The 23,897-nt window shown below is 70.3% G+C and carries 23 protein-coding genes and 2 tRNA genes; 19 read left to right on the top strand and 6 right to left on the bottom strand.

Annotated elements, in window-relative coordinates; genetic code table 11:
- Window positions 1–44: 44 nt before the first annotated feature.
- From IEY61_RS18355 to IEY61_RS18365, 3 genes are read left to right on the top strand one after another with little or no spacing between them, the layout of a single operon-like run.
- Complete coding sequence (locus IEY61_RS18355) at window positions 45–1,508, top strand: amidase (protein WP_189045948.1); 1,464 nt, start codon at window positions 45–47, stop codon at window positions 1,506–1,508.
- A 46-nt stretch (window positions 1,509–1,554) separates the two neighbouring features.
- Entirely contained in the window at window positions 1,555–1,863 is a 309-nt protein-coding gene (ctaJ, locus tag IEY61_RS18360) for an aa3-type cytochrome oxidase subunit CtaJ (protein ID WP_444543353.1), read from the top strand.
- A complete protein-coding gene (locus tag IEY61_RS18365; protein WP_189045950.1) occupies window positions 1,850–2,263 on the top strand; it encodes a DUF5130 family protein in 414 nt (137 codons plus the stop codon). The genes ctaJ and IEY61_RS18365 overlap by 14 nt, the downstream gene beginning before the upstream one ends.
- A 67-nt stretch (window positions 2,264–2,330) precedes the next feature.
- On the opposite strand, the gene pepN is transcribed toward IEY61_RS18365, so the two are convergent.
- Window positions 2,331–4,880 (bottom strand): aminopeptidase N, encoded by a 2,550-nt coding sequence (pepN, locus tag IEY61_RS18370; protein ID WP_189045952.1) that lies wholly within the window; start codon window positions 4,878–4,880, stop codon window positions 2,331–2,333.
- 218 nt (window positions 4,881–5,098) lie between these two features.
- On the opposite strand from pepN, the gene IEY61_RS18375 reads away from it, so the two are divergent.
- The 3 genes from IEY61_RS18375 to IEY61_RS18385 all read left to right on the top strand — a co-directional run bounded on the left by IEY61_RS18375 (window position 5,099) and on the right by IEY61_RS18385 (window position 7,548).
- Window positions 5,099–5,722, top strand: a complete 624-nt coding sequence (locus tag IEY61_RS18375) for a mycothiol-dependent nitroreductase Rv2466c family protein (protein ID WP_189045954.1) — start codon at window positions 5,099–5,101, stop codon at window positions 5,720–5,722.
- A gap of 80 nt (window positions 5,723–5,802) precedes the next feature.
- Window positions 5,803–7,008 carry a DUF1015 family protein gene (locus IEY61_RS18380; RefSeq protein WP_189045957.1) on the top strand — a complete coding sequence of 402 codons (1,206 nt, stop codon included), beginning with the start codon at window positions 5,803–5,805 and terminating at the stop codon, window positions 7,006–7,008.
- Window positions 7,009–7,080: 72 nt separating this feature from the next.
- Complete coding sequence (locus tag IEY61_RS18385; protein ID WP_189045959.1) at window positions 7,081–7,548, top strand: ribose-5-phosphate isomerase; 468 nt, start codon at window positions 7,081–7,083, stop codon at window positions 7,546–7,548.
- A gap of 173 nt (window positions 7,549–7,721) precedes the next feature.
- On the opposite strand, the gene IEY61_RS18390 is transcribed toward IEY61_RS18385, so the two are convergent.
- Complete coding sequence (locus IEY61_RS18390) at window positions 7,722–8,042, bottom strand: hypothetical protein (RefSeq protein WP_189045961.1); 321 nt, start codon at window positions 8,040–8,042, stop codon at window positions 7,722–7,724.
- 955 nt (window positions 8,043–8,997) lie between these two features.
- A complete protein-coding gene (locus tag IEY61_RS18395; protein ID WP_189045963.1) occupies window positions 8,998–10,230 on the bottom strand; it encodes a GNAT family N-acetyltransferase in 1,233 nt (410 codons plus the stop codon).
- A 112-nt stretch (window positions 10,231–10,342) separates the two neighbouring features.
- Here IEY61_RS18395 and IEY61_RS18400 point away from each other — a divergent pair, with 112 nt between their 5' ends.
- The 4 genes from IEY61_RS18400 (at window position 10,343) to IEY61_RS18415 (ending at window position 13,167) form a co-directional block, all read left to right on the top strand.
- A complete protein-coding gene (locus IEY61_RS18400) occupies window positions 10,343–10,873 on the top strand; it encodes a hypothetical protein (protein ID WP_189045965.1) in 531 nt (176 codons plus the stop codon).
- Window positions 10,874–11,082: 209 nt separating this feature from the next.
- Window positions 11,083–12,216, top strand: a complete 1,134-nt coding sequence (locus tag IEY61_RS18405; RefSeq protein WP_189045967.1) for a questin oxidase family protein — start codon at window positions 11,083–11,085, stop codon at window positions 12,214–12,216.
- Between the two features lie 59 nt (window positions 12,217–12,275).
- The gene (locus IEY61_RS18410; protein ID WP_189045969.1) at window positions 12,276–12,932 is read left to right on the top strand and encodes an MOSC domain-containing protein; all 657 of its coding nucleotides are present in this window, start codon (window positions 12,276–12,278) and stop codon (window positions 12,930–12,932) included.
- Window positions 12,933–13,026: 94 nt separating this feature from the next.
- On the top strand, window positions 13,027–13,167 hold the full coding sequence (locus IEY61_RS18415) for a hypothetical protein (RefSeq protein ID WP_189045971.1): 141 nt from the start codon (window positions 13,027–13,029) through the stop codon (window positions 13,165–13,167).
- A gap of 12 nt (window positions 13,168–13,179) precedes the next feature.
- Here IEY61_RS18415 and IEY61_RS18420 read toward each other — a convergent pair whose 3' ends face one another.
- Window positions 13,180–13,428: a hypothetical protein gene (locus IEY61_RS18420; protein ID WP_229706014.1), complete on the bottom strand. Its 249-nt coding sequence runs from the start codon at window positions 13,426–13,428 to the stop codon at window positions 13,180–13,182.
- A gap of 504 nt (window positions 13,429–13,932) precedes the next feature.
- Here IEY61_RS18420 and IEY61_RS18425 point away from each other — a divergent pair.
- The 3 genes from IEY61_RS18425 (at window position 13,933) to IEY61_RS18435 (ending at window position 17,103) form a co-directional block, all read left to right on the top strand.
- Window positions 13,933–14,454, top strand: a complete 522-nt coding sequence (locus IEY61_RS18425) for a levansucrase (protein WP_189045974.1) — start codon at window positions 13,933–13,935, stop codon at window positions 14,452–14,454.
- 186 nt (window positions 14,455–14,640) lie between these two features.
- Window positions 14,641–14,835: a hypothetical protein gene (locus IEY61_RS18430; RefSeq protein WP_189045976.1), complete on the top strand. Its 195-nt coding sequence runs from the start codon at window positions 14,641–14,643 to the stop codon at window positions 14,833–14,835.
- Window positions 14,836–15,642: 807 nt separating this feature from the next.
- Window positions 15,643–17,103: a trimethylamine monooxygenase gene (locus IEY61_RS18435; protein WP_229706015.1), complete on the top strand. Its 1,461-nt coding sequence runs from the start codon at window positions 15,643–15,645 to the stop codon at window positions 17,101–17,103.
- A 91-nt stretch (window positions 17,104–17,194) separates the two neighbouring features.
- Here IEY61_RS18435 and IEY61_RS18440 read toward each other — a convergent pair.
- A tRNA-Gly gene (locus IEY61_RS18440) sits at window positions 17,195–17,268 on the bottom strand.
- Window positions 17,269–17,564: 296 nt separating this feature from the next.
- Between IEY61_RS18440 and IEY61_RS18445 the strand changes: the two genes are divergently transcribed.
- From IEY61_RS18445 to IEY61_RS18470, 6 genes are all read left to right on the top strand, one after another.
- A tRNA-Pro gene (locus IEY61_RS18445) sits at window positions 17,565–17,638 on the top strand.
- A 160-nt stretch (window positions 17,639–17,798) separates the two neighbouring features.
- Complete coding sequence (tig, locus tag IEY61_RS18450) at window positions 17,799–19,145, top strand: trigger factor (RefSeq protein WP_189045978.1); 1,347 nt, start codon at window positions 17,799–17,801, stop codon at window positions 19,143–19,145.
- A gap of 170 nt (window positions 19,146–19,315) precedes the next feature.
- Window positions 19,316–19,957 carry an ATP-dependent Clp protease proteolytic subunit gene (locus IEY61_RS18455; RefSeq protein ID WP_189045980.1) on the top strand — a complete coding sequence of 214 codons (642 nt, stop codon included), beginning with the start codon at window positions 19,316–19,318 and terminating at the stop codon, window positions 19,955–19,957.
- A 14-nt stretch (window positions 19,958–19,971) separates the two neighbouring features.
- Window positions 19,972–20,634, top strand: coding sequence for an ATP-dependent Clp protease proteolytic subunit (locus IEY61_RS18460; protein WP_012183908.1), 663 nt, complete (start codon window positions 19,972–19,974; stop codon window positions 20,632–20,634).
- Window positions 20,635–20,840: 206 nt separating this feature from the next.
- Window positions 20,841–22,136: an ATP-dependent Clp protease ATP-binding subunit ClpX gene (clpX, locus tag IEY61_RS18465; RefSeq protein ID WP_189045982.1), complete on the top strand. Its 1,296-nt coding sequence runs from the start codon at window positions 20,841–20,843 to the stop codon at window positions 22,134–22,136.
- Window positions 22,137–22,194: 58 nt separating this feature from the next.
- Window positions 22,195–22,992, top strand: coding sequence for a carbon-nitrogen hydrolase family protein (locus IEY61_RS18470; protein WP_189045984.1), 798 nt, complete (start codon window positions 22,195–22,197; stop codon window positions 22,990–22,992).
- Between the two features lie 8 nt (window positions 22,993–23,000).
- On the opposite strand, the gene IEY61_RS18475 is transcribed toward IEY61_RS18470, so the two are convergent.
- On the bottom strand, window positions 23,001–23,222 hold the full coding sequence (locus tag IEY61_RS18475) for a hypothetical protein (protein WP_189045986.1): 222 nt from the start codon (window positions 23,220–23,222) through the stop codon (window positions 23,001–23,003).
- Between the last annotated feature and the right edge of the window lie 675 nt (window positions 23,223–23,897).

Genomic DNA, 23,897 nt, shown 5'->3' on the forward strand with positions numbered 1-23,897 from the left:
GTGTCGCGGCGCGGCTGCCGCCGACGAGCGGGCAGGATGGCGGTATGGCCGAGCCGCACGACCTGACCGCGTTGGAGCAGGCTGCGGCGATCGCCCGGGGTGAGCTGTCCAGCCTGGAGCTGACCGAGCACCACCTGCACCGCGTCGACGCCCTCGGCGACACCGTCGGCGCGTTCGTCACGGTCACCGCTGAGCTGGCCCGCGCCGCCGCGCGGGTCGCCGACGCGGCGCCGGTCGACGAGCGTGGCCCGCTGCACGGCGTACCGACCGCGATCAAGGACCTGACGTTGACCGCCGGCGTCCGCACCACCTTCGGCTCGGCCGCGTTCGCCGATTTCGTGCCGCCGGTCGACGCCGACGTGGTGCGTTTCCTGCGCGCGGCCGGCCTGGTCAGCCTCGGCAAGACCACCACCTCCGAGCTGGGCTGCTCGCTCTACTCGGAAGGGCTGGTGGCCCCGCCGGCCCGGAACCCGTGGGATCTGGCGTACACCGCCGGTGGTTCCAGCGGTGGCGCGGCGGCGGCGGTGGCCGCGGGCCTGGTGCCGGTGGCCCAGGGCTCCGACGGTGGTGGCTCGCTGCGCATCCCCGCGTCGCTGTGCGGCCTGATCGGCTACAAGCCCAGCCGTGGCCTGGTCTCCGGTGGCCCGCTCGGCTTCGGTGCCTTCGGCCTGCCGACCAACGGCCCGATCGGTCGGACCGTCGCCGACGTCGCCGCGCTGCTCGACGTCCTGGCCGAGCCGGTACCCGGCGAGCCGTACCTGCCGCCCGCGCCAACCGCCGGTGGCTACCTGGCCGCCGCCCGCGCCGCCGCGCCCGGTCGGCTGCGGGTCGGCCGGTTCACCGCCCCGATGCTCGCCGACGAACCGGTCCACCCCGACTGCCTCGCCGCCGTGGACCGGGCCGCCGCGTTGCTCGCCGCCGCCGGTCACGAGGTGGTCGAGGTGTCACCGCCGCTCGGGCCCCAGGTCTGGCCGCTGTTCGAGGTCGTCTGGTACGTCCTCGCGCTCGCCCCGGTGCCGCCCGAGCGGGAGCGCGAGCTGCTGCCGTTGACCCGCTTCCTGCGGTCCCGGGCGGCCGGGATCTCCGCCGGCACCCTCACCGCCACCCTGGGCGAGATCCAGGCGCAGGTACGCCTCGGCGCCCGCCGCACCGCCGACTGCGACCTGCTGCTCTGTCCGACGCTGGCGACCCCGCAGGCGCCGATCGGCTGGTTCACCGAGGGGCGTACCCCGGAGGAGGACTTCGACCTGCAACGGCGGTTCTCGCCGTACTGCGCGGTGTTCAACGTCACGGGGGCGCCGTCCGTTTCGCTCCCGGTCGGGGTGGCCGCCGAGGGACTGCCCGTCGGGGTGCTGCTCACCGGGCGGTACGGCGACGACGCGAGACTGATCGCGACCGCTGCGCAACTTGAGAGGTCCAGTGGCGGATGGGATCGCCACCCCGCAGTCTGGCGGGGCATCGGCTCCGCTAACGTGAATGGCAGCGGAGTCGGGAGGTCACCGCGGTGACCAGTCACCCGATCCGGTCGAAGGTCTCTCTTTCCGCCTGGGGGCGTTGGGATTGTCTGTAACCGACACGTTGCTGGTCTTCGTCGGCATCCCGGCAGCCATCGTGCTGGTGATCACCGGCCTCGTCTACGCGGGTAGCGGCAGCGGTGGCGGCGGTGCCAAACGCTACCGCCCGGGCCGGCCGTTCAACTTCACGCCGGTCTGGTTCCTCGCCCGGCCGGAGGAGCTGGCCGACTCGGCCGGCACCGCGCTGGCAGCGGGGGCGCAGGCGCCGGCGCTGACCAGTCGGAAGCAGCAGCAGGCCGGCGTCGAGGCGCCGGCCGGTGGAACCGGAGGCGCAAGTGACCGTTGGTGAGAAGCAGGCCGAGGCCGGGACGGGTACTCCGCCCGCCGTGCTCGACGGGCCGTTCTCGACCCGCCAACTGCTACGCATCGACGAGGCGCTCCGGTTGGCCGACCGGTCGTCCGGCCTGGTCTTCTCGGTCTTCGTCGGCGGTCTCGACGAGCCGGTCCGGGAGCACGCCGAGCGGCTGCACCAGCAGCTCGCCGAGCCCGACCGGTCGGTGCTGATCGCGCTCTCGCCCAACCAGCGGCAGCTGGAGATCGTCACCGGGCGGTATGCCCGCAAGCGGATCCCGGACACGTACGCCAAGCTCGCCGCGCTGTCGATGGTGTCCGCGTTCGGCGGCGGTGACCTGGCCGGCGGCATCATCCAGGGGCTCGACCAGCTCTCCCGCTACGCCGGCAAGGGCTGACGCACCCGACGCACGACAACCGCGGCCGGCGTGAGCTGTCGCCCACGCCGGCCGCGAGGTTCGTCCGTCAGGCGCTGCGGGCGTCCCGGGCGCGGGCCTTCACCGCGCGGAGCACGCCGTCGCGGCCCTCGGCGACCAGCCGGCGCAGCGGGGCCGGGTGGCCCTCCTGCGCCAACCAGTCGTCGGTGGCCTCGATCGTCTCGTCGTCGACCAGGTACGCCGGGTACGCCAGCATGGCGAACTCCTGCGCCGGCTCGCTGTCCCGGCTGGCCCAGACCTGTCCCACCGCAGCGAAGTACCGCTGGCGGTACGGCGTGATCAGCTCGACCTGCGCCGGATGGGTGAAGCCCTGCAACAGCGCCCGGTTCCGCCAGTTCGGCAGCGACTCGGAGCCGGTCAGCTGCGCCCAGACCGCTGCCTTGTTCGCCTCGGTCGGCACCAGCGCGTGCGCGTACGCGGCCTCCCGCTCACCGCTGGAGGTCTTGTCGTCGGCCAGCTCGGCCTCGATCTCCGGCCCCCCGGCCGCGCCGTTGGCCGTCAGCGCCTGAACCACGCTCCAGCGCAGCTCGGTGTCGATGGTCAGCCCGGCCGTGACCTCCGTCCCCTCCAGCCAGCCGCGCAGGATCGCCAGATCCTCCGGCGCGCGGGCGGCCGAGACGAAGGCCCGGGCCCAGGCCAGCTGGAAACCGCTGCCCGGCTCGGCCGCGGCGAGGGCAATCCGCGCGGTGCGGGCCAGCTCGGCCCAGCCGGTCGGCGCCCAGGCCGGATCGGCGTAGAAGGTGAGCGCGCTGCTGGCCTGGCGCAGGGTCGCGGTGACCAGGTTGATGTCCGTCTCGGCGGGCAGGCCGGCCAGCACCAGCGCCACGTAGTCGCGGGTGGCCAGCTCCGCATCGCGGGTCATGTCCCAGGCGGCGGTCCAACACAGCGCCCGCGCGAGCGACGACTCGAAGCCGGCGATGTGCTGCACCACCGTCGCCATCGACCGCTCGTCCAATCGCAGCTTGGCGTACGTGAGGTCGTCGTCGTTGAGCAGCAGCACGTCGGCGGCGCGTACACCGGCGAGGTCGGTCAGCTCGGTCAGCGCACCGTCGATGTCGACCTCGTACCGCTCGCGGCGCACCAACCGGCCGTCGGTGAGGTCGTACAGGCCCACGCCGATGCGATGGGTCCGCAGCGTCGGGTGTTCCGCCGGCGCCTCCTGGCGGATCGACACCCGCTGGTACGTGCCGTCCGGGCCGATGCTCAGCTCCGGCCGCAGGGTGTTGACCTGCGCGGTCTCCAGCCACTGCGTGGCGAACTGGCGCAGCTCGCGGCCGGAGGCGGCCTCCAACTCGGTGAGCAGATCGTCGAAGGTGGCGTTGCCCCAGGCGTGCTTGGCGAAGTACGACCGCAGGCCCGCCAGGAACGGCTCCTCGCCCACGTACGCGACGAGCTGCTTGAGCACGCTGGCGCCCTTGGCGTACGTGATGCCGTCGAAGTTGACCTCGACCGCCTCCAGGTCCGGCATCTCGCAGTAGACCGGGTGGGTGGAGGAGAGCTGGTCCTGCCGGTAGCCCCAGTTCTTGCGGATGGACAGGAAGGTCGTCCAGGCGTCGTGGAACCGGGTGGCGTGGGTGTTGCACCAGTGGCTGGCCCACTCGGCGAACGACTCGTTCAGCCACAGGTCGTTCCACCAACGCATGGTGACCAGGTCGCCGAACCACATGTGGGCCATCTCGTGCAGGATCGTGTTGGCGCGCTGCTCGTACTCGAAGTCGGTGACCTGCGAGCGGAAGATGTAGTGCGACTCGGCGTGCGTGACGCAGCCGAAGTTCTCCATCGCGCCGGCGTTGAAGTCGGGCACCCAGAGCTGGTCGTACTTGGGCAGCGGGTAGCGCACCCCGAACTTCTCGTGGAAGAAGTCGAAGCCCTGCGTGGTGACCAGGTGCAGATCCTCGGCGTCGAGGTACTGCGCCATGCTCGCGCGGCAGAAGTAGCCCAGGTCGATCCCGTCGTGGGCGTACCGGACCTCGTGGTAGGGGCCGGCGCAGAGCGCGGTGATGTAGGTGCTCATCCGGACCGACTCGGCGAAGTGGACGGTCCTGCACCCCTCGCCGGCCGCCTCCTCCCGCTCCACCGGCATGTTGGAGACCACCTTCCAGTGCTCCGGAACGGTGGCGTGCCAGGTGTAGACGCTCTTCAGGTCCGGCTGGTCGAAGCAGGCGTAGACCCGCTGCGCGTCCGCGGTCTCGAACTGGCTGTAGAGGTACGTCTCACCGTCGACGGGGTCGACCGTGCGGTGCAGGCCCTGCCCCGAGTTGGAGTATGCGAAGTCCGCGTCGACGACCAGGGTGTTCTCGCTGGCCAGCCCGGTCAGCGTCAGTCCTTTCTCGGCCGACCAGTCGGACAGGTCGACCGGGGCGCCGTTGAGCGTCGCCGAGCGCACCGAGTCCGCCGCCACCTCGATGAAGGTGCTGGCACCCGGTTCCGCACAGCGAAAGCGCACCTGGGTGGTCGATCGGAAGGTGCGGCCTCCGGCCGCGTGGACGGCGCTGGACAGGTCCAGACTGATGTCGTACCCGGTCACGTCGAGCAGTCGGGCCCGCTCGATCGCCTCATCCTGCGTCAGGTTGCGCACTCCCGGCACTGTTCGTCTCCATCCCGCTCTCGCCGTGCGTCACGGTCGCGTCGTTCGTCGACCGCTCGTGACGGCCGGTCGCGCCTGAGTCTTCCATGTATGACCAGCCGACGGTGGGCGAGGTCACGCTCCCACTTTCCGCCCTTAGGGGCCGCTACGGAGCAATGATCAAGGGTACGCCGACCGGGTCGGTGTCGTCGCTATGAAGGGAGAGCACCGTGAACGAGCGAGTCGCTGTCGACATGTGGTTCGATCCGATCTGCCCGTGGGCGTGGATCACGTCCCGCTGGCTGCTGGAGGTGGAGCGGGTCCGCGAGGTCGAGGTCCGCTTCCACGTGATGAGCCTGTCGGTGCTCAACGAGGGTCGGGAACTGCCCGAGCAGTACCAGGAGCTGATGCGCACGGGGTGGGGCCCGGTACGCGTCTGCGTCGCCGCGCAGCAGCGGTACGGCTCGGACGCCGTCGGCAAGCTGTACACCGCCCTCGGTACCCGGATCCACCTCGGCAAGGAGCAGCTCGGGCCGGAGCTGTTCGCCGCGGCCCTCACCGACGCCGGACTGGACCCGGAACTGGCCGCCGCCGCCGAGGACACCGGGCTCGACCCGGCGCTGCGGGAGAGCCACGAGGCCGGGATGCGTCCGGTCGGCACCGAGGTCGGCACCCCGGTGATCCACGCCCCCGGCCCGGACGGCCGACCGGTGGCCTTCTTCGGCCCGGTGGTCACCCCGGCACCGAAGGGGGAGGCCGCAGGCCGGCTCTGGGACGGCGTACTGCTGGTCGCCGGCACTCCCGGCTTCTTCGAACTCAAGCGCAGCCGCAACGTCGACCCCATCTTCACCTGAGGTGTTTCCTCCACCCACCCACTGGACGGGGTGAGGGTCCGGCGGCGGAACCGTGGCGGGCGACGGTAGCGTGACCGGTCATGAAGGTCGTGCATCCGATCACCCGGGCCTGGATCACCACTGGCGGCACCGGTGCCCAGAACTACGACGAGTTCGCCGACGACGCGGAGATCACCGCGATCATCGAGTCGAACCCGCACAGTGCCCTCGGCATCGAGATGCCGCACCGGGCCCCGGAGAGCCTCGGCAAGTCCTTCGCCGACGCCCTCCCGGACGCGGTGAGCCGGCTCACCGAGGCGAAGGCCGACGGCAGCTACACGCCGGCCGAGCAGGTGGTGGTGCTGTACCGGATCAGCGCCCCGGGTGAGGCGTCGGCCTACGGCCTGTTCGCCATGGTCGACACCGACCAGATCTCCACCCGGGCCGACGAGCCGGGCCTGGTCATCCGCAACGAGGACGTCTTCATCGCCAAGGTGCGCGAGCGGGTCGCCCTGGCCGAGGCGCTGGGGCACCTGCTCTCGCCCGTACTCCTGCTGCAGACCGGGCGGGGCGACGAACTGCACGCCGCGCTCGCGAAGGCCACCGACGCGGCCGGCGCGCCCGCCGCCACCGACACCGACCAGGCCGGGCGTACGCACGCCATCTGGCCGATCGGCCCGGGCCCGGCGCAGGACGAGCTGACCGCCCTCGCGAGCGGCGGCGAGCTGGTCGTCGCCGACGGCAACCACCGCAGCCTGGCGGCGCAGACCGGTGGCCTGCCCCGCTTCCTGGCCGTGGTCACCACGCCCGCCTCGGTGGCCATCCAGCCGTACAACCGCCTGGTCAGCGAGCTGCCGGCCGCGCCGCAGGAGCTGCTCGACCGGCTGCGCGCCGCCGGCGCGCAGATCACCCCGGTCGACGGCCCGGTCGAGGTCCCGGCGGCCGGCGGCACCGTCGTGCTTCAGCTTCCCGGTCAGGCGTACGCGGTGACCCTGCCGCACACCGGCGCGAGCCGGCTGGAGAACCTCGACCACGCCCTGGTCGAACGGCTGCTGCTGCGCGACGCCCTCGGGCTGGATCCGGGCGACAAGCGGATCACCTACGTCGGCGGCGACTACCCGGCGAGCTGGCTGACCGGTGAGGTCGAGGCCGGGCGGGCCGAGCTGGCCATCCTCATCGCGCCGGTGACCGTCGACGACTTCGTCGCGGTGAACCTGGCCCGGGAGAAGATGCCCCGCAAGAGCACCTGGTTCACCCCGAAGGCGCGGGGCGGCCTGGTGGTCGCCGAGTTGCCGGAGCGGGCGTGACCCGGCGTCCCTCCCTTCCTCCGGCGCCGCCCCGGCGGTGCCCGGTTCGGCGGGCCTGACAGACTGCCCGGTATGCGCGTCTACCTGGGATCCGATCACGCCGGTTTCGAGCTGAAGGTGCACCTGGCCAACCATCTGGCCAAGCAGGGCTACGAGGTGGTCGACGTCGGCCCGCACGCCTACGACCCCGACGACGACTACCCGGCCTTCTGCCTGCACGCCGGTACGCAGGTGGTGGCGGACGCGGGCAGCCTGGGTGTGGTCATCGGCGGCTCGGGCAACGGCGAGCAGATCGCCGCCAACAAGGTCGCCGGGGTCCGGGCGGCGCTGGCCTGGAGCGTGGAGACCGCGCAGCTCGCCCGGCAGCACAACGACGCGAACGTGGTCGCCGTCGGGGCCCGCCAGCACACCCTCGACGAGGCCACCGCCATCGTCGAGGCGTTCCTGACCACCGGGTTCTCCGGCAGCGACCGGCACGCTCGCCGCATCGGTCAGGTGGCGGAGTACGAGAAGACCCGGGAGCTGCCCGACCTGCCCTGACCCTTCCGCCCCCGACCCTTCCGCCCGGTCCGGGTCACGTTGGCCGGCCCCGCTCATTCCGCCCGGTCCGGGTCACGTTGGCCGGCCCTGCCTCGCCGGCCGGTCTCCGGCGTGTCCCGTCTTCGCGGGCAGATCGGACGACGAACGGCTCCCCGGCTGATGGCTCGGGCCGGTCAGCGGCGGGGCAGTTCTTCGCGGGGTGTCCAGTTGCGGCGCACGATGACGATCCGTGCCGCCGCCTCGGCGAGATCCTCGTCGGTGGGCCGGGCAGCGTCCCGAGCCCGCATCGCCGCTGTCACGCTCACCTGCGACGAGCCGGAGCCGACCAGCCCGCGGAGTCCCCGCTCGCCCTCCTCGGCGCCGTTGCGCCGCCCGCGCGGCGCGTCACCGCCGTCGTGCACCCCTGCGGTGGTAGCGGCCGTACCCGCCTCCCCAGCACCGTCCTGCCCGCCGTGGTGCCGGTGCCGTCGCCGCCGTCGCCCCTCATCCCCCACCTCCCCGACATTACCCGTCCCACCGCCCTCGCCCGCCCCCTCGCCCCCGCCCCACCGCCCCACCGCCCCACCGCCCCCGCCCCACTGCCCCACGCCACCCCGCACCCGCACCCCGCACCCCACGCCCCACGCCCCACCAAGCCACGCCGATCATGCACTTTTGATCAGCGCAAAAGCTGGCAAAATACCGCAAAATCCCGACCAAAAGTGCATGATCGCCGGGGCGGGGTGAAGGCCGTCATCGGTGCGATGCGGTCCGATCTAGCGCCACCGGTAATAGGGCGGTGGCGGCGAGGCGGGGTTGTGGTCGAAAGCGGCCCGGGGGTAGGACATGAGGGTCAATCACGTCCGCAACCGGCGCAGCCTGTAGGACACCCCCAACCCGTGGCCCCTTGCACAGGACTCCGCAACTCGTGGCACTGTGCACCGGACTCCGCAACTCGCGGTCTCAATCGGCCCGGAAACCCCGACATGCCGCAACTCATGCCGCCCACGGGGCCGGACACCCCGACATGCCGCAACCCGCGCCCGCCCTGGGCGCCCCAACACTCCGACATGCCGCAACCCGCGCCCGCCCTGGGCGGCCCCAACACCCCGACATGCCGCAACCCGGTGGTGACCGGGGTGACCGGGGTGGCCGGCTCGGGGGCATGGCGGGGCAAGGTGGTCTGGTCTACGGATCAGGTCGTCGGGGCGGGCCGGGGCGTGGCAGAACGGGGCGGGGCGGGGCAGAACGGGCCGGGGCGTGGCAGAACGGGGCGGGGCGGGGCGATCAGATCGTCGTGGCGTGGCGTCCGGGCCGGTCACGCCTGCGCACCATCCAGGTCAGTACCGCAGGCCGCCGGTCTGGTCGCGGGACGTGGGGTGGCGGGGCATGGCGGGGCGCCGGCAGCGGCATCACCCCGGCCGCCGATGGCGGGGCGGGCACCGCCGGGGCGGGGTGGCATGGGGTCGGTCAGAAGACCTCCATGGCGGAGGCGGCGCGGTGCCAGGCGAAGGCGGGCCCGGCCGAGGCCAGGGCGCCGGGGTGCAGTTCGCGTACCCGACCGGCGTCGGCCAGCGCGGTGAGTTTGGCGCCGCCGAGGAACAGTTCGCCGAGGCAGCGTACGTCGCAGGCCAGATCAGCCGGGCCGCTCGCCGGGGTGCAGACGGCGGTCTTCGGGCCGCCGCGCAGCCGCCACCGTCCCGTGTTCTCCGGCAGCAGTTCGTCGGTCACCTCGATGACCACGTCGACGTCGGTGGCGTAGCGTCGGGCGGCCAGCGCGGCCGGCACGTCGACCACGCGTACCCACAGTGCGTCGATCAGCTGGGGGCCGAGCCGACGCGGTTCGTCGACCAGCCGCAGCAGTGGTTCGTCCTCGGCCGCCCGCCCCCAGGACAGCTGCCGGGTCAGGTCGATCGACAGCAGCATCCGCCAGATCGCCTGGTACGCCACCGGGCTGGTCGTCACCACCTCGTCGACGGTGGTGGTGGACTTCGGGCCGGTGCTGCCCCACTCGGCCTTGGTGCGGAAGAGCCCGTACCCGTCGATGCCGTCCGGTCCCTCGTGCAGCACCACTCGCCGTTCGGTGGCGCCGCCGCGCTGCGATTCCGGGTCGACCAGCACGTACCGCCACCACCGGTCGTCACGAGCGGACCAGCCGGGCCGGCCGGCGCGGGCGCGGTCGTACACCCGGGCGAGGTCGGGCTGGCGGTCGGCGGGCCGGTCCAGTCGCAGCCGGCCCTCGTCGGGGGCCGGGGCGGGCATCCGCAGTTCGGCGGTCTCAGCGGTGATCAGGACCCGCTGCGACGCCAACCCGTAACCGAAGCGGGGGTAGATCCGGCCTTCGCTGGCCCAGAGCACCGCGACCGGCTCCCGGCCGGCGTCGTGGATCTCCCGCAGCTGCCGGCGCATCATCGCGGTGAGCAGGCCCCGGCGGCGATGGGTGGGTGCGACCCCGACCATGCTGACGTGCGCCGCCGGCATCCCGCCGCCGGGCACGGTCAGCTCCCGGGTGAAGGTCGCGGTGGTGGCCACCACATCCGCTCCGTCGCGTACGACGAGAGCCCGCTCCGGTTCGAAGATCGCGCGTTCGGCCTCGTGTGCCTCGGGCTCGACCCCGTGGTGGAACAGGGAGTTGAGGAAGCCGTTCATCTCGCCGAAGTCTTCGGCACGGGCGGTCTCGATGGGCAGGGAAGACGTCGTCACTTGGTTGTGTCTAACCGATGGGTGCGGCGAACGCGACCCATTTGCCGGCTGGCTACCCTCGAAGTCTCCAGCGGTGACCGGTGGTCGCCGCCGGTCAAGGGGAGGGGACTAGATGGCCGACCAGACGCAGCCGTGGGCGGAACGGACCGTCGAGGTGCCGCCCGGTGCCGCAGTGCCGCCGCAGCGCGACCCGTATCGGCGCGGTGTGGCATCGGTCGGGCCCCGGACGCCCACCGAGCCGTTCGCGACGGTGGAACACGAGCCGACCGGCACCGGTTGGCCGGGCGAGCCCGCCCCGCGTCGGCCACTCAGTTGGCACGTGGCGCAGCTGAAGCGGGGCGGCGAGTGGAGCGTGGCGGGTGGATTGTTCGCCTTCGTGTGCTGGGGCATCTGGGCGATCTCCGGCGGCGGCGACCTGGCCGGGCAGTTCCTGATCTTCGTCCTGAGCCTGCTGGTGGCGGTCGGGCTCTTCGCGTTGGCCCGGCTGCTGGGCCGGTTGGTGCTGGAACGGCAACTCGGTCGGATACGGCGCAGTGCCCGCGGCGCCCACCTGGTCACCGCGATCTTCCTGACCGGCCTGGGCATCGCCTACCTGCAACAGACGCAGTGGATCGTGGACGCCTGGAACTGGGTGACCGGCTGAGCCCGCCGCCGGGCGGGTGGCGCCACGCCAACCCGCCCGGCCGGGCCGGCCGCGGCACCGCGACCGGAAGGTCGTCACTCCACCAGGACGCGCCTGCATACCCGGCCGCCGCCGGTTCATCCGTGGCCGGCTCCGGATCCACCCTCGGGGCGGAACCGGGACGCCGAGCGAGTTGACCTGAACCGAACTTCAGGTTCTAGCGTCGGCGGATGAGCTTGCTCGACGAGGCGTACCAGCAACTCCGGCACTCCGGTCCGGAGCGTGACGGCTGGCTGTCCAACCACGCACCGATGGCGGTGGAGGCGCTGGTGCGGCACGGCCACGAGGCGGAGGTGCCGCGCTGGCTCGACGGGTACGCCGACCGCTTGGAGGAGCGCCCACGCGGCATCGCGCCGATCGTCGCCGACGAGTGGCGCGACCCGCTCGGCGACCCGGTGCGTACCGGCGACTGGCTCGACCACTTCGACCGGGAGCTGGCCGACGCACCGTGGCGGGAGGTGCTCGCCCGCTGGTGGCCGCGCCTGCTGCCCGGCATCGCGGCCGGCGCCACCCACGGCGTGATCCGGGTCGGCCACGCCGTGCGCGCACTGCTCGACCAGGAGACCGCCCCACGCGTCACCGAACTCGGCCAGGGGCTGGCCTACTGGGCGGCCCGATGGCAGCCCCTTGCACCGCCCGGCGTCGGACCGTACCCGGTCACCGATCCGCGTACCGCGCTCGACGCGGTGCCCCGGGTGCCCGACCAGCGCGCCGGCATCCGGGCCCGCCTTGCCCAGTTGGCCGAGCTTCCATACTGGCCGGACGCCGCCGGCGCGGTCCCCGACACCGCGGTTCCCGGCACCGCGGCCCCCAGCATGATCGGTGCGGTGCCCGACGCGGCGGTGGCTCGCGCGTCGTGGGCCAGCGGGAACGGGGACGAGGGAGCGGCTCGGGCCAGCCGGGGCCCGGAGGCCGTACCCGAGCGGCTGGCCGGCATCGTGGCCGCCGCCGTGGCCCGGCACGGCACCCATGGGTACGCCAACCCGGTCATGCTCGTCCACGCCGCCACCGCGCCGAACGCGGTGCTGCGTACCCTGCCCGCCCTGCCGCGGACGCTCTGGGCGCCGAGCCTCGCCGCCGCCTGGGCGGCAACGGCGGCGATCACCTCGGCGTACGCCCCGGCGATGGGGCGTCCCGTCCCGCCGCCCCGGCCAGAGCTGGACGCCGCCGAGGTGATGAGGCGGGCGGTGGACTCCGGCGACGCCCACGCGATCAAGTTCGCCGACGCCGCCGTCGAGGCGTACGCCCGTTGCGGCGACCCCGCCCTGCTCGCCGCCTCGGTACGCGCGCAGATCGCGGCCTGACGACTTCCGGGCCGGGACCCGGGCATGCCTGTCACCGGTTTCCGCCGTACCGTCGTCTCATGCAGGTGATCTCCGTGAACGTGGGCAGGCCGCGACGCAACCCGTGGAAGGAGGGGTTGGGGCTGACCGGCATCGACAAGCGACCGGTCGAGGGCCCGGTGGCCGTGGTCGCGCCCGGCCCCAAGGGCACCGGCGAGGTCGGTCTGGCCGGCGACCGCGTCTACGACGTGGCCCACCACGGCGGCACCGACCAGGCCGTCTACGCGTACGCGCGGGAGGATCTCGACCGCTGGGCGGGCGAGTTGGGCCGGACCCTCGACAACGGCTCCTTCGGGGAGAACCTGACCACCGCGGGCATCGACGTCAACCGCGCTCTGATCGGCGAGCGCTGGCGGATCGGGCCGGACGTCGTCCTGGAGGTCTCCGGCCCGCGGATCCCGTGCGGGACGTTCCAGGGCTGGCTGGACGAGCGTGGTTGGATCAAGCGGTTCACGCAGGCCGCCGTGCCCGGCCCGTACCTGCGGGTGATCGAGCCCGGCCAGGTTCGCGCCAGCGATCAGATCGAGGTCGTGCACCGGCCCGACCACCAGGTGACCGTCGAACTTGCCTTCCGCGCGATGACCCTCGAACCGGAGCTGTTGCCGCAGCTGCTGGTCGCCGACGCCCTGCCCGAGGAGGACCGGGAACGCGTCCGCCGGCGCAGTTCCACCGGGTAGCCGGGACGGGGAACGACGGAGCCAGCACTGACCGCGTCACCGGCGCTGGTGACGGTACGTGGCCGGACCCGTCGCGTTGCCGGATCCTGTTTCAATGACCGCCATGACGATCGATCCGACGATCGCCGTTGACATCGAGGCGGGATACATCTACCTGTTCGACGACCGGGCGGAGCGTCTGGCGTGTATCCGGCTGATGCGGAAGAACCTCGGTCTCCTCCGGAACCTGCTGTAGCCCCGAACGCGGTCATTCCGCGAGATAGCCGGTGGCGGGATCGATCTCGGCGAGGAAGTCGCGGATGGCCTGCTCCATCTCCGGCCGGCTCATCGCCCAACCATCCGACCGGGAGAGCCCGAAGCCGTAGTCGTGCGGCCCGCTGAGCCAGTCGAAGTTGTACGTGCCGGGCGCCGGTGACCAGACGCGGAAGTCCTGCCCGTCGATCGTCAGCAGGAGCGAGTCACCGTCGCCGGGTGTGGGCCGCAGATGCTCGGGCACCACACCGGGCTGTGGCTCGCTGGAAATGTCCGTCCTCCTCACCATCCGAAACGGGACAGGTGGCGTGGTCTGCGGACAGCAGAGTGTGGGCGCACCCTTGCCGGTCTGCTCCGAGCCTGACCGCCGGTGCCGGCACGCGTCTCGACCCCGCCCGTTGCCGTCGGCTGCTTCGATGACGTCCATGAGGATCGATCAGCCATCGGCATGATTGCAGCGACAACAGCACTGACGGCGACCGAGGGGTGGTGATCTGATGACGTTCGCTGACGGAGTGATCCAGGTGTCGCCGCGCTCGCCGCCGCTCTGACCCTGGACCAGCCCGGGTGGGCGGTGTTCTCCGGGCTGGCGGCGGCCGGACTCGTCGCGCTCTGCTGGCACCTGCTGCCCTGACCGCCCCCGAGCGACGCCCCCCATCCGTGCCGAGCCGGTCCTAGACTCGGTTGCCGACCACTTGACGCCCGGGTCGATCCTGAGTGGAGGCATCCGGAGGAGGAGGACTCCGTCATGGTGGACAACGCGGTGCAGGCGTACATCACGGCGACCGCGGCGCGGCTGACCGCAGACGGCTGCGACGTGCACACGGAAGACTGGCACGGCACTGCCGTTCTGGTCGGCTACCGCTCGGATTTCCGCGTCCAGTGGATGGCGACGAAGTTGCATTTGCTCACGATCGTGGCCCCCGCATCCGACGTCACCATGGCAGACGCGGAGTCCTTCACGAAAGCGGCATTCGCGTACGCGGAAACGCGTAAGGGACAGTGGCGCGGCTTTCAGTCCGGTGTCGCCGTCTTTCCCGGCCTCGTCGGCACGCACGTCGACCCGGCCGCGATGGCCTGGGCGCAGAAGCAGCAACTGCTGCACTTCGCCAGCATGGCGCGCCCGGTCGTCGTGGATGTGACTGCCGGCACCGTTGGGTGCTACCGCCGTACCCCGGCCCTCGGTTTTGTCTATGCGGGACATCTTCGCCGCAAACTCGACGCGTACTTTCCCGCTCCTGGCCGGCAAGGCGCCCTCGGCGGCTCGTGATAAGCGGAGAAAGCTGGTGGAAAGTGTCGGTGCCCGCGCGTACGGCGCGGGTCCGGTCGGGGTGCGCGGCGCGAAGCCCATCGGCCCAGGCCTCGGCGGTGGCCGACCACCCCGCGATCCTTCCCCCGCGCCAGCGAGTACGACTCAGGACAGCGCCGGTCCCGAGTCTCCGGTACGTTCCGCCGGATGAACCCTGCGTCGAGGCGTGCCTCCACCATCCGCATCATCGGCAACTTGGCCCTGGTCGCCGGACTGCTGGTCTCGATCATCACGCTGTCGAGCGACACCGGGTGGATTGAGCCGCACATCCTGGCGGGCTTCCTCGTCGCCGTGGGGATCGGGTTGCGCATCGAAGCCGCGATCAGCGAACCTCGGGCTTGACCACCGAACCGGCGGCGTCAAGGGTGGGCCCGCATCCGTCGTCACCCAGTTGGTCACTCAGACAGTTTCTGCGGCAGTCGGTTCAGCCGCCGTCGTGCGTGCACGTCGTTCTCACTGAGGGCAGCAAGTTCATCGTGCCGCCCGGCCCGGACGAGTAGGTCCATGTGCCACAGGTGAGCGTTGTGCCGGACGTGGTCGGAGCTGTAACACTCCGCTACGGCACTGACCTCTGAGACAGCTCGGTTCCAGTCACCGCGCTCCTCAGCGATACGCGCAGCTTCGTACCAGGTAAACATGAACCAATGGTAGGGCGCCGCTTTTTCACGCGCCAGAATTCCGGTGCGTATGGCGGGATGCTCGACCATGAGGAATGAGATTGCGCAGACGGGGAAGGAGCTGCGGTCGGGCGCATTTCCGCGAGGGCGCCATCCACCCTTTCTGCTGCATTGCCGATGTGAAGTTCAAAGGGTGAAGACATGCAGGGCGACGACCTTCGTGGCCAGCCCGGGGGACGATTCCCCGTTGCACCCGATGAGGTGACGAAGCTGCAGTTCGTCCGCCGAGAGTGGGGCTTGATGTCGACCTGTAGCCGCACGGCCGAACCGGCTGTCGCGGCCCGCACCTCCGACAGGTTGACGCCGTTGATTGCGACAGCAAATTAGCGAAGCTGGGACAAGTCTGCTACGGTCATAAGAACATCTGTCTGTCTCTGAACTGGTCGATACGTGCGGATTCTGGCGACCGGATGGCTCCGTCCTGCCCGTGAGGGTGGGTGCGGGTCCGCATGGCGAGAATAGAGGAACATACGTGACGAACGGAAAAAGAGTAGCGATTGTCGGTGCCGGCCCCTCGGGCATGGCCCAGTTGCGGGCCTTTGAGACCGCAGCGCGTGCGGGGGTGGACATCCCCGAGATTGTCTGTTTTGAGAAACAGGCTGACTGGGGTGGCCAGTGGAACTTCACCTGGCGCACCGGACTCGACGAGTACGGCGAGCCCGTGCACACGAGCATGTACCGCAACCTGTGGTCGAATGGACCGAAGGAAGCACTGGAGTTCGCTGATTACACCTTCGACGAGCACTTCGGTCGCGCCATCTCCTCATACCCGCCGCGCACGGTTCTGTGGGACTACATCGCCGGCCGGCTGAAGAAGACGAACGTGCGCGATTTCATCCGTTTCCAGACCGTCGTGCGCTGGACGGAATACGACGCCGAGCGTGAGGTCTTCACGCTCACGGCCGAGAATCTCCCCACCGGAGAAACGACGACCGAGGAGTTCGACCATGTGGTCGTCGCCAGCGGCCACTTCTCTTTCCCTCACGTGCCGCAATTCCCTGGCATCGAAACCTTTCCCGGGTACATCGCCCACGCGCACGACTTCCGCGGCGCGGAAGCCTTCAAGGGGCAGGACGTCCTCGTCGTCGGCTCCAGCTACTCGGCCGAGGACATCGGCAGCCAGGCGTTCAAGATGGGCGCACGCTCGGTGACGGCGAGCTATCGTTCCGCGCCGATGGGCCACGACTGGCCCGAGGGCTTCGAGGAACGCCCCGCCATCAGGCGCATCGAGGGCAACAGGGTCCACTTCGCAGACGACTCCTCGAAGCACATCGACGCGATCATCCTGTGCACCGGCTACCTGCACAAGTACCCGTTCCTGCCCGACGAGCTCGCGCTGGCATCCCCGAACAACGTGTACCCGGACGGCCTTTACCGCGGTGTCGTGTGGCAGGACAACCCGCGTCTGGCCTACCTCGGCGCGCAGGACCAGTGGTTCACCTTCAACATGTTCGACGCGCAGGCCTGGTACGTACGCGACCTCATCCTGGGCCGCGCCGAGCTGCCGTCGGAGGCCGAACGCTCGGCGTCCATCGCCGAGTGGCGGGAACGTTTCGAAAAGCTTTCCTCGGCCGACGAAGAGATCCGCTTCCAGGCCGACTACGTGCGTGATCTGCTGCGGCAGACGGACTACCCCGAGTTCGACCTCGACCGGGTCGTCGAGATCTTCCTCGCGTGGATGCGCGACAAGAAGGCCGACATCATGGGCTACCGCGACCGTGTCTACCGCTCGGTCATGACGGGAACCCTGGCCGCCGAGCACCACACACCGTGGCTCGAAGAGCTCGACGACTCGATCGAGCGCTACCTCGCCGAGGACCCCGCCAAGACCCCGCAGAACGCTGAGCTCAAGCGCAGCGGCGTAACTCCCCGAGGTCGAGGTCGGACCCCACTACGGGTCAGGGGCACAGCAGCTCTCACTGCGGGCTCCTGACCCGTATCCAATGGCACGCAAGATCAAAGGTGCCTGAGACGAGAAACGGCCCAGGTTTGGCGATCACGCCGCTGACCTGGGCTGGAAGGGGTGGAGCGGGCGACGGGAATCGAACCCGCACCGTCAGTTTGGAAGACTGAAGCTCTGCCATTGAGCTACGCCCGCGTACGCCCGGAAAGCCGGACGCGCCCGACAGCCTACCGAATGCCGGCGGCGCCCGCGCGGCCGCATCCCCTGCGCCACGCCATCATGATCCACACAACTTCGGCGATGTTGCGGTATCCACAGCGGCGGGATACCGCAACATCGCCGAAGTTGCGCCCAGCCAGCCAGCCAGCCAGCCAGCCAGCCAGCCCAGCCCGCCCGCCGAGGCCGCACTGACCGGTTCGTCCTCGTTCGGCGGGTTGGGTGATGCCCCGGCACCCGGGTGCCGGGGGGACGGCATAGACTGCTCGTCGCCACGGGGTGTGGCGCAGCTTGGTAGCGCACTCGCTTTGGGAGCGAGGGGCCGTGGGTTCAAATCCCGCCACCCCGACTGCCGCAAGATCAGGGTGTCGGCACCCGGGACCGCCGGCGTGCGGGGCAGCCTCGCCGTGGGCCCCCGGGCGCTGCCGGCCGGCCGCGCCGGCTCGCCTACACTCGATGGGCCGAAAAGAGCGCCCAGATTCAACCGAGATCCGTCAAGGAGTACGCCTGTGAAGAGCACCGTCGAGACTCTGAGCCCGACGCGCGTGCGGCTCGCCATCGAGGTGCCGTTCGTCGAGCTCGAGCCGAGCCTCAAGAAGGCGTACCGGGAGATCGGCCAGCAGATCCAGATTCCCGGCTTCCGTAAGGGGAAGGTGCCGCCGGCGATCATCGATCAGCGGGTGGGCCGGGGCACCGTGCTCAACGAGGCGGTGCAGGAGGCGATCCCGCAGAACATCCTCTCCGCGGTCCGCGAGCACGACCTGAAGACCCTGGGCCGCCCCGAGGTCGAGATCACCGAGTTCAACGACGGCGACTCGCTGAACTTCACCGCCGAGGTCGACGTCCGGCCGGAGATCACCCTGCCCGACCTGGCCGGCATCGAGGTCACCGTCGACGAGCTGCAGATCGACGAGAGTGAGATCGACGAGCAGGTGAACGGCCTGCGCGAGCGGTTCGCCACCCTCAAGACCGTCGAGCGGGCCGCCGTCGAGGGCGACTACGTCCAGATCGACCTGCGGGCGACCGTCGACGGCGAGGAGGTGCCGGGCGGCTCGGCCACCAACATCTCCCACGAGGTGGGCAGCAAGCAGCTGCTGCCCGGCCTGGACGAGGCCCTCGTCGGCCTCGCCGCGGGCGAGGAAACCACCTTCGTCACCCAGCTCGTGGGCGGCGACTTCGCCGGCCGGGACGCCGACGTGGCGGTGACCGTGCGTACGGTCAAGGAGAAGGAGCTGCCCGAGCTGGACGACAGCTTCGCCGAGATGGCCAGCGAGTTCGACACCATCGAGGAGCTGCGCAACGACCTGCGCGAGCGGGTCACCCGGGGCAAGCGGGTCGAGCAGATCTACGCCGCCCGGGACAAGGCCCTGGAGCAGCTCGTCGAGGCCGCTGACGTGCCGGCGCCGGAGGGCGTGATCCGCGACGAGGTGGAGAGCCGCAAGGAGGCGATGACCGACCAGCTGGAGCGCATCGGCGCCTCGCTGGAGGACTACCTCGCCGCCGAGGAGAAGACCGAGGAGCAGATCGACGTCGAGCTGACCGAGGCCGCCACCCAGGGCGTCAAGGTCCAGCTGCTGCTCGACACCCTCGCCGACGCCGAGGACGTGCAGGTCTCCGACGACGAGTTCGGTCACGAGATCGTCCACCGCGCGCAGCGTGCCGGCATGGCGCCGCAGCAGTACTACGACCAGCTGGTCCGCTCGGGTGCGGCCGGCGCGGTCTACGGCGACGTCCGCCGCGGCAAGGCGCTCGCCGCGATCATGGAGCGCATCACGATCAAGGACGCGGCCGGCAACGTGGTCAGCCTGGACGCGCTGCGTGAGGCGAGCGAGGCGGAGCACGGCCACGAGCACTGATCGCCGGGTGGGGCCACCGTCCGCCGGTCGCGGTGGGTGGTGGCCCGATCCCTTTTCCGGGTACGCCTTCCGAAGGCTGCGCTGAGAGCGAACAGTGCCCGGAGCGGGCGTCCGGCCCCGGACTCAGCGGTTAGTGTCGGACACGACGGTACGGAGAGCGAAGGGCTGCCATGACCGACATGCACATCCCAGCGAAGCCGCTCCGGGCGATCGAGGCCCGTGGTGGCGACAACATTGGCAACCTCGACGACTCGGTCTACAACCGGTTGCTCAAGGAACGGATCATCTTCCTGGGCAGCGAGGTGAACGACCAGGTGGCCAACCGCATCTGCGCGCAGTTGCTGCTGCTCGCCGCGGAGGACCCGGACCGGGACATCTTCCTCTGGATCAACTCGCCGGGTGGCTCGGTCTACTCGGGCATGGCGATCTACGACACCATGCAATACATCGACAACGACGTGTCGACCGTGGCGATGGGCATGGCGGCGTCCATGGGTCAGCTGCTGCTCTGTGCGGGCACCCGGGGCAAGCGCTACGCCCTGCCGCACGCCCGGATCATGATGCACCAGCCCTCCGGTGGCGTGGGCGGCACCGCCGCCGACATCGCCATCCAGGCCGAGCAGATGCTCTACACCAAGCGGATGTTCCAGGAGCGGGTCGCCTTCCACACCGGCCAGTCCCCGGCGCAGATCGAGGCGGACTCGGACCGGGACCGCTGGTTCACCGCCCAGGAGGCCGTGGACTACGGCTTCATCGACAAGGTGATCACGGGGGCCGCCCAGGTTCCCGAGGGCGCCGGGACCCTGAGCTGATCGAGGAGCAGACGATGACCGACCTGAGCCTGCCGCCGCAGTTCGCGGCGGTGCACAACCGCTACGTCCTGCCGTCCTTCGTCGAGCGCACGTCGTACGGGGTCAAGGAGTCCAACCCGTACAACAAGCTCTTCGAGGACCGGATCATCTTCCTCGGGGTCCAGGTGGACGACGCGTCGGCCAACGACGTGATGGCCCAGCTGCTCACCCTGGAGGGGACGGACCCCGACCGGGACATCATCATGTACATCAACTCGCCGGGCGGCTCGTTCACCGCGATGACGGCGATCTACGACACCATGCAGTACGTCCGGCCGGACATCCAGACGGTCTGCCTCGGCCAGGCTGCCTCCGCCGCGGCGGTGCTGCTGTCGGCGGGCACCCCGGGCAAGCGGATGGCGCTGCCGAACTCGCGGATAATCATCCACCAGCCGGCCACCGAGGGCGGCTACGGGCAGGGCTCGGACATCGAGATCCAGGCCCGGGAGATCCTGCGGATGCGTACCCAGCTGGAGGAGATGCTCTCCCGGCACTGCAACCAGCCGGTCGAGAAGGTCCGCAAGGACATCGACCGTGACAAGATCATGACGGCCGAGGAATCCCGCGAGTACGGGCTGGTCGACACGATCCTCACCAGCCGTAAGAAGGGGCTGCTGGCCGCGAACGCCGCCAGCTGACCGGTACCAGATCAGAGGTCGGCCGGGTCTGCCGCCGGCCGACCTCTGACACACCCGTTTTGGGGGTCGGAGAAACCTCCGCCAGCGGGTAACGTCGGGTCCGTACCACTTGGTCGGGCGATCGACAGAGTGGGAAGAAGACGGGCGGAACCAGTGTCCGCAGGTCGTGGCCGGGGCTCCGGCCGATGAGTGCGCAGGGAGACTAGGTGGCACGGATCGGTGACGGCGGCGACCTACTCAAGTGCTCCTTCTGCGGCAAGTCGCAGAAGCAGGTCAAGAAGCTCATCGCGGGCCCCGGGGTCTACATCTGCGACGAGTGCATCGATCTCTGTAATGAGATCATCGAAGAGGAGTTGGCCGAGTCCGGCGAGGTGAAGTGGGAAGAGCTTCCCAAGCCGATGGAAATCTGCCAGTTCCTCGACACCTACGTCGTGGGGCAGGAGCACGCCAAGAAGGCGCTCGCCGTCGCGGTCTACAACCACTACAAGCGGATCCAGGCCGAGGCGGCCGGCGCGCCGGGCGCCGGCGGCGACGGCGTGGAGTTGGCCAAGTCGAACATCCTGCTGCTCGGCCCGACCGGGTGCGGCAAGACGCACCTGGCGCAGACCCTCGCGCGGATGCTCAACGTGCCGTTCGCCATCGCCGACGCGACCGCCCTGACCGAGGCGGGCTACGTCGGCGAGGACGTGGAGAACATCCTCCTCAAGCTGATCCAGGCCGCTGACTACGACATCAAGCGCGCCGAGACCGGCATCATCTACATCGACGAGGTCGACAAGATCGCCCGCAAGTCGGAGAATCCTTCGATCACCCGCGACGTCTCCGGCGAGGGCGTCCAGCAGGCGCTGCTGAAGATGCTCGAAGGCACCGTGGCGAACGTGCCGCCGCAGGGTGGCCGGAAACACCCGCACCAGGAGTTCATCCAGATCGACACCACCAACGTGCTGTTCATCTGCGGTGGTGCCTTCGCCGGTCTGGATCAGATCATCGAGGCCCGTACGGGCCACGGCGGCACCGGCTTCGGTGCCCGCCTCCGTGCCGTCTCCGAGCGCTCCACCGACGACATCTTCAGCCAGGTGATGCCGGAGGACATGCTCAAGTTCGGGCTGATCCCGGAGTTCATCGGCCGGCTGCCGGTGATCACCAGCGTCCGCAGCCTCGACCGCGCGGCCCTGGTCCGGATCCTCACCGAGCCCCGCAACGCCCTGGTCCGGCAGTACCAACGCCTCTTCGAGCTGGACGGCGTCGAGCTGGAATTCGAGCGGCCGGCACTGGAGGCGATCGCCGACCAGGCGATGTTGCGCGGCACCGGGGCCCGCGGCCTGCGCGCCATCATGGAGGAGGTCCTGCTCTCCGTGATGTACGAGGTGCCCAGCAACCCCGACGCCGCCCGGGTGCTCATCAGCCGCGAGGCGGTGCTGGAGAACGTGAACCCCACCATCGTTCCGCGCGAGTTCACCGGCCGCCGGGCCCGGCGCGAGCGCGAGGAGAAGTCGGCCTGAGTCGCCGGCCGCCGACTCGCACTGCACTTGGCGCTCCTCCGCCCGTACGCTGGCAGCCATGCGCGTCGCCGTCTGCCAGCTGAACTCCCGGGACGACCGGAAGGCCAACCTCACCGCCGCCGAAGCCCTGATCGACCGCGCGGCCGACGCCGGTGCGGACCTGGTGCTTCTCCCCGAGTACGTCGACTACCTCGGGCCGGGTGCCAGGATGCCCGCACCAGAGTCGGCCGGCGGTGAGGTCGGGAGTTTCTTCGCCGCCGTCGCGCAGCGTCGCGGCGTCTGGCTGATCGCCGGTTCCTTCCACGAGGCCGGTCCCGATCCCGAGCGCACCTGGAACACCACACTGGTCTTCGACCGCTCCGGCACGCTCGCCGCCAGCTATCGCAAGATCCATCTGTACGACGTGGAGATTCCCGGCCGGGTCTCGTACCGGGAGTCGGCGACGGTGGCGCCGGGTGACCGGACGGCGGTGGTCGACGTCGAAGGGCTCCGGGTGGGCCTGTCGATCTGCTACGACCTGCGCTTTCCTGAGCTGTACCGCGAACTCGCCACCGAGGGTGGTGCTCACCTGCTGGTGGTGCCGGCGGCGTTCATGATGCACACCGGGCGGGACCACTGGGAGGTGCTGCTGCGGGCCCGGGCGATCGAGAACCAGTGCTTCGTCGCCGCGGCCGGCCAGACTGGTGATCACGAGCCGGGTCGTACCTGTTACGGGCGCAGCATGGTGATCGACCCGTGGGGAACGGTGCTGTCGCAGGTGCCCGACGGCCCGGGGTTCGCGGTCGCCGACATCGACCTGGACTCCCTGGCGCGCATCCGTGCCGAGCTGCCGAGCCTGGCCAACCGCCGGCTCTGAGCGCAAAGCTACCCCTGCAACAGGACACCCAGCAGCGCGAATCCGACGATCACGGCGGCGGTGACCAGCAATGCCGTGCTCATCCGCGACGGGCCGCGCCGCGCCAGGCGTCCGATCGAGACCACGACGGCGAAGAGCACGAGCGCTCCGATGATCAGCTGCCAGAAGGGCAGCAGGAGGCCGAGCAGAGCGTCCTCGGCGAGGACCGGGGGCCGGGACACGTCATCCATGCCAGACACTCTGGCACGCTCGGGCCTGCCACGGTCCCCACCAGGAGGACTGGATATCGGGGGCGGGAACCTGCCAGCCGGCCGGGACAGCTCCGCCTCGGTCGGCCCGCGGCTCCCGGGAGCAGACGTGGAGCGCGTCGACGAAGAGATCGACAGGCTATGATTTGCCTTCTCCTGGCCGGACGCGTAACTTCCTCTCTGCACGAAGGAGGCCGGGGCAAACCGGCCGAGAGCGGGCGCCAGGATCGCGGTGACGATGTCGACGTGAGACTGAGACCGGGCGGTGCGGCGACTTCATGAGATGGAGTTGCGATCGCGAAGCCGACCGGGTAGAGTTCGGGAGCCGGCAGGAGCCGGGCGGGTCGCCGCAAGCGATCGGCCGGTCTGCGGCTTTCCACGACAGAAACGACCGCCGCAAGGCGTGCGTCATCGTGGGTCTTGAGCAAAGCTACGGAATAAACCTGAGGCATCAGGTTGACCCCGAAGAGCGGCTCGGATAGTTTGGAGCGGTTGCCCCAGACACGATTCCAGTAAAAGGGATCGGCGTGTGGTGTGTGGTTGTTCTTTGAGAACTCAACAGGGTGCTTGATAAGCCAGTGCCAAGTTATTGCTCGTGGCTGGCCTTTCGGGGTTGGTTGTGGGTGTTTTTGGCAGCATTTTTGTTGCTGGGATTTT

This window comes from Micromonospora sonchi (genome assembly GCF_014646235.1).
Lineage (GTDB): Bacteria > Actinomycetota > Actinomycetes > Mycobacteriales > Micromonosporaceae > Micromonospora > Micromonospora sonchi.

Coding starts and splice junctions, on each gene's coding strand:
- IEY61_RS18355 (WP_189045948.1), top strand. CDS start 45: ATGGCCGAGCCGCACGACCTGACCGCGTTGGAGCAGGCTGCGGCGATC.
- IEY61_RS18380 (WP_189045957.1), top strand. CDS start 5,803: ATGAAGGTCGTGCATCCGATCACCCGGGCCTGGATCACCACTGGCGGC.
- IEY61_RS18385 (WP_189045959.1), top strand. CDS start 7,081: ATGCGCGTCTACCTGGGATCCGATCACGCCGGTTTCGAGCTGAAGGTG.
- IEY61_RS18400 (WP_189045965.1), top strand. CDS start 10,343: ATGGCCGACCAGACGCAGCCGTGGGCGGAACGGACCGTCGAGGTGCCG.
- IEY61_RS18405 (WP_189045967.1), top strand. CDS start 11,083: ATGAGCTTGCTCGACGAGGCGTACCAGCAACTCCGGCACTCCGGTCCG.
- IEY61_RS18410 (WP_189045969.1), top strand. CDS start 12,276: ATGCAGGTGATCTCCGTGAACGTGGGCAGGCCGCGACGCAACCCGTGG.
- IEY61_RS18415 (WP_189045971.1), top strand. CDS start 13,027: ATGACCGCCATGACGATCGATCCGACGATCGCCGTTGACATCGAGGCG.
- IEY61_RS18425 (WP_189045974.1), top strand. CDS start 13,933: ATGGTGGACAACGCGGTGCAGGCGTACATCACGGCGACCGCGGCGCGG.
- IEY61_RS18430 (WP_189045976.1), top strand. CDS start 14,641: ATGAACCCTGCGTCGAGGCGTGCCTCCACCATCCGCATCATCGGCAAC.
- IEY61_RS18455 (WP_189045980.1), top strand. CDS start 19,316: ATGACCGACATGCACATCCCAGCGAAGCCGCTCCGGGCGATCGAGGCC.
- IEY61_RS18460 (WP_012183908.1), top strand. CDS start 19,972: ATGACCGACCTGAGCCTGCCGCCGCAGTTCGCGGCGGTGCACAACCGC.
- IEY61_RS18470 (WP_189045984.1), top strand. CDS start 22,195: ATGCGCGTCGCCGTCTGCCAGCTGAACTCCCGGGACGACCGGAAGGCC.
- IEY61_RS18475 (WP_189045986.1), bottom strand. CDS start 23,222: ATGGATGACGTGTCCCGGCCCCCGGTCCTCGCCGAGGACGCTCTGCTC.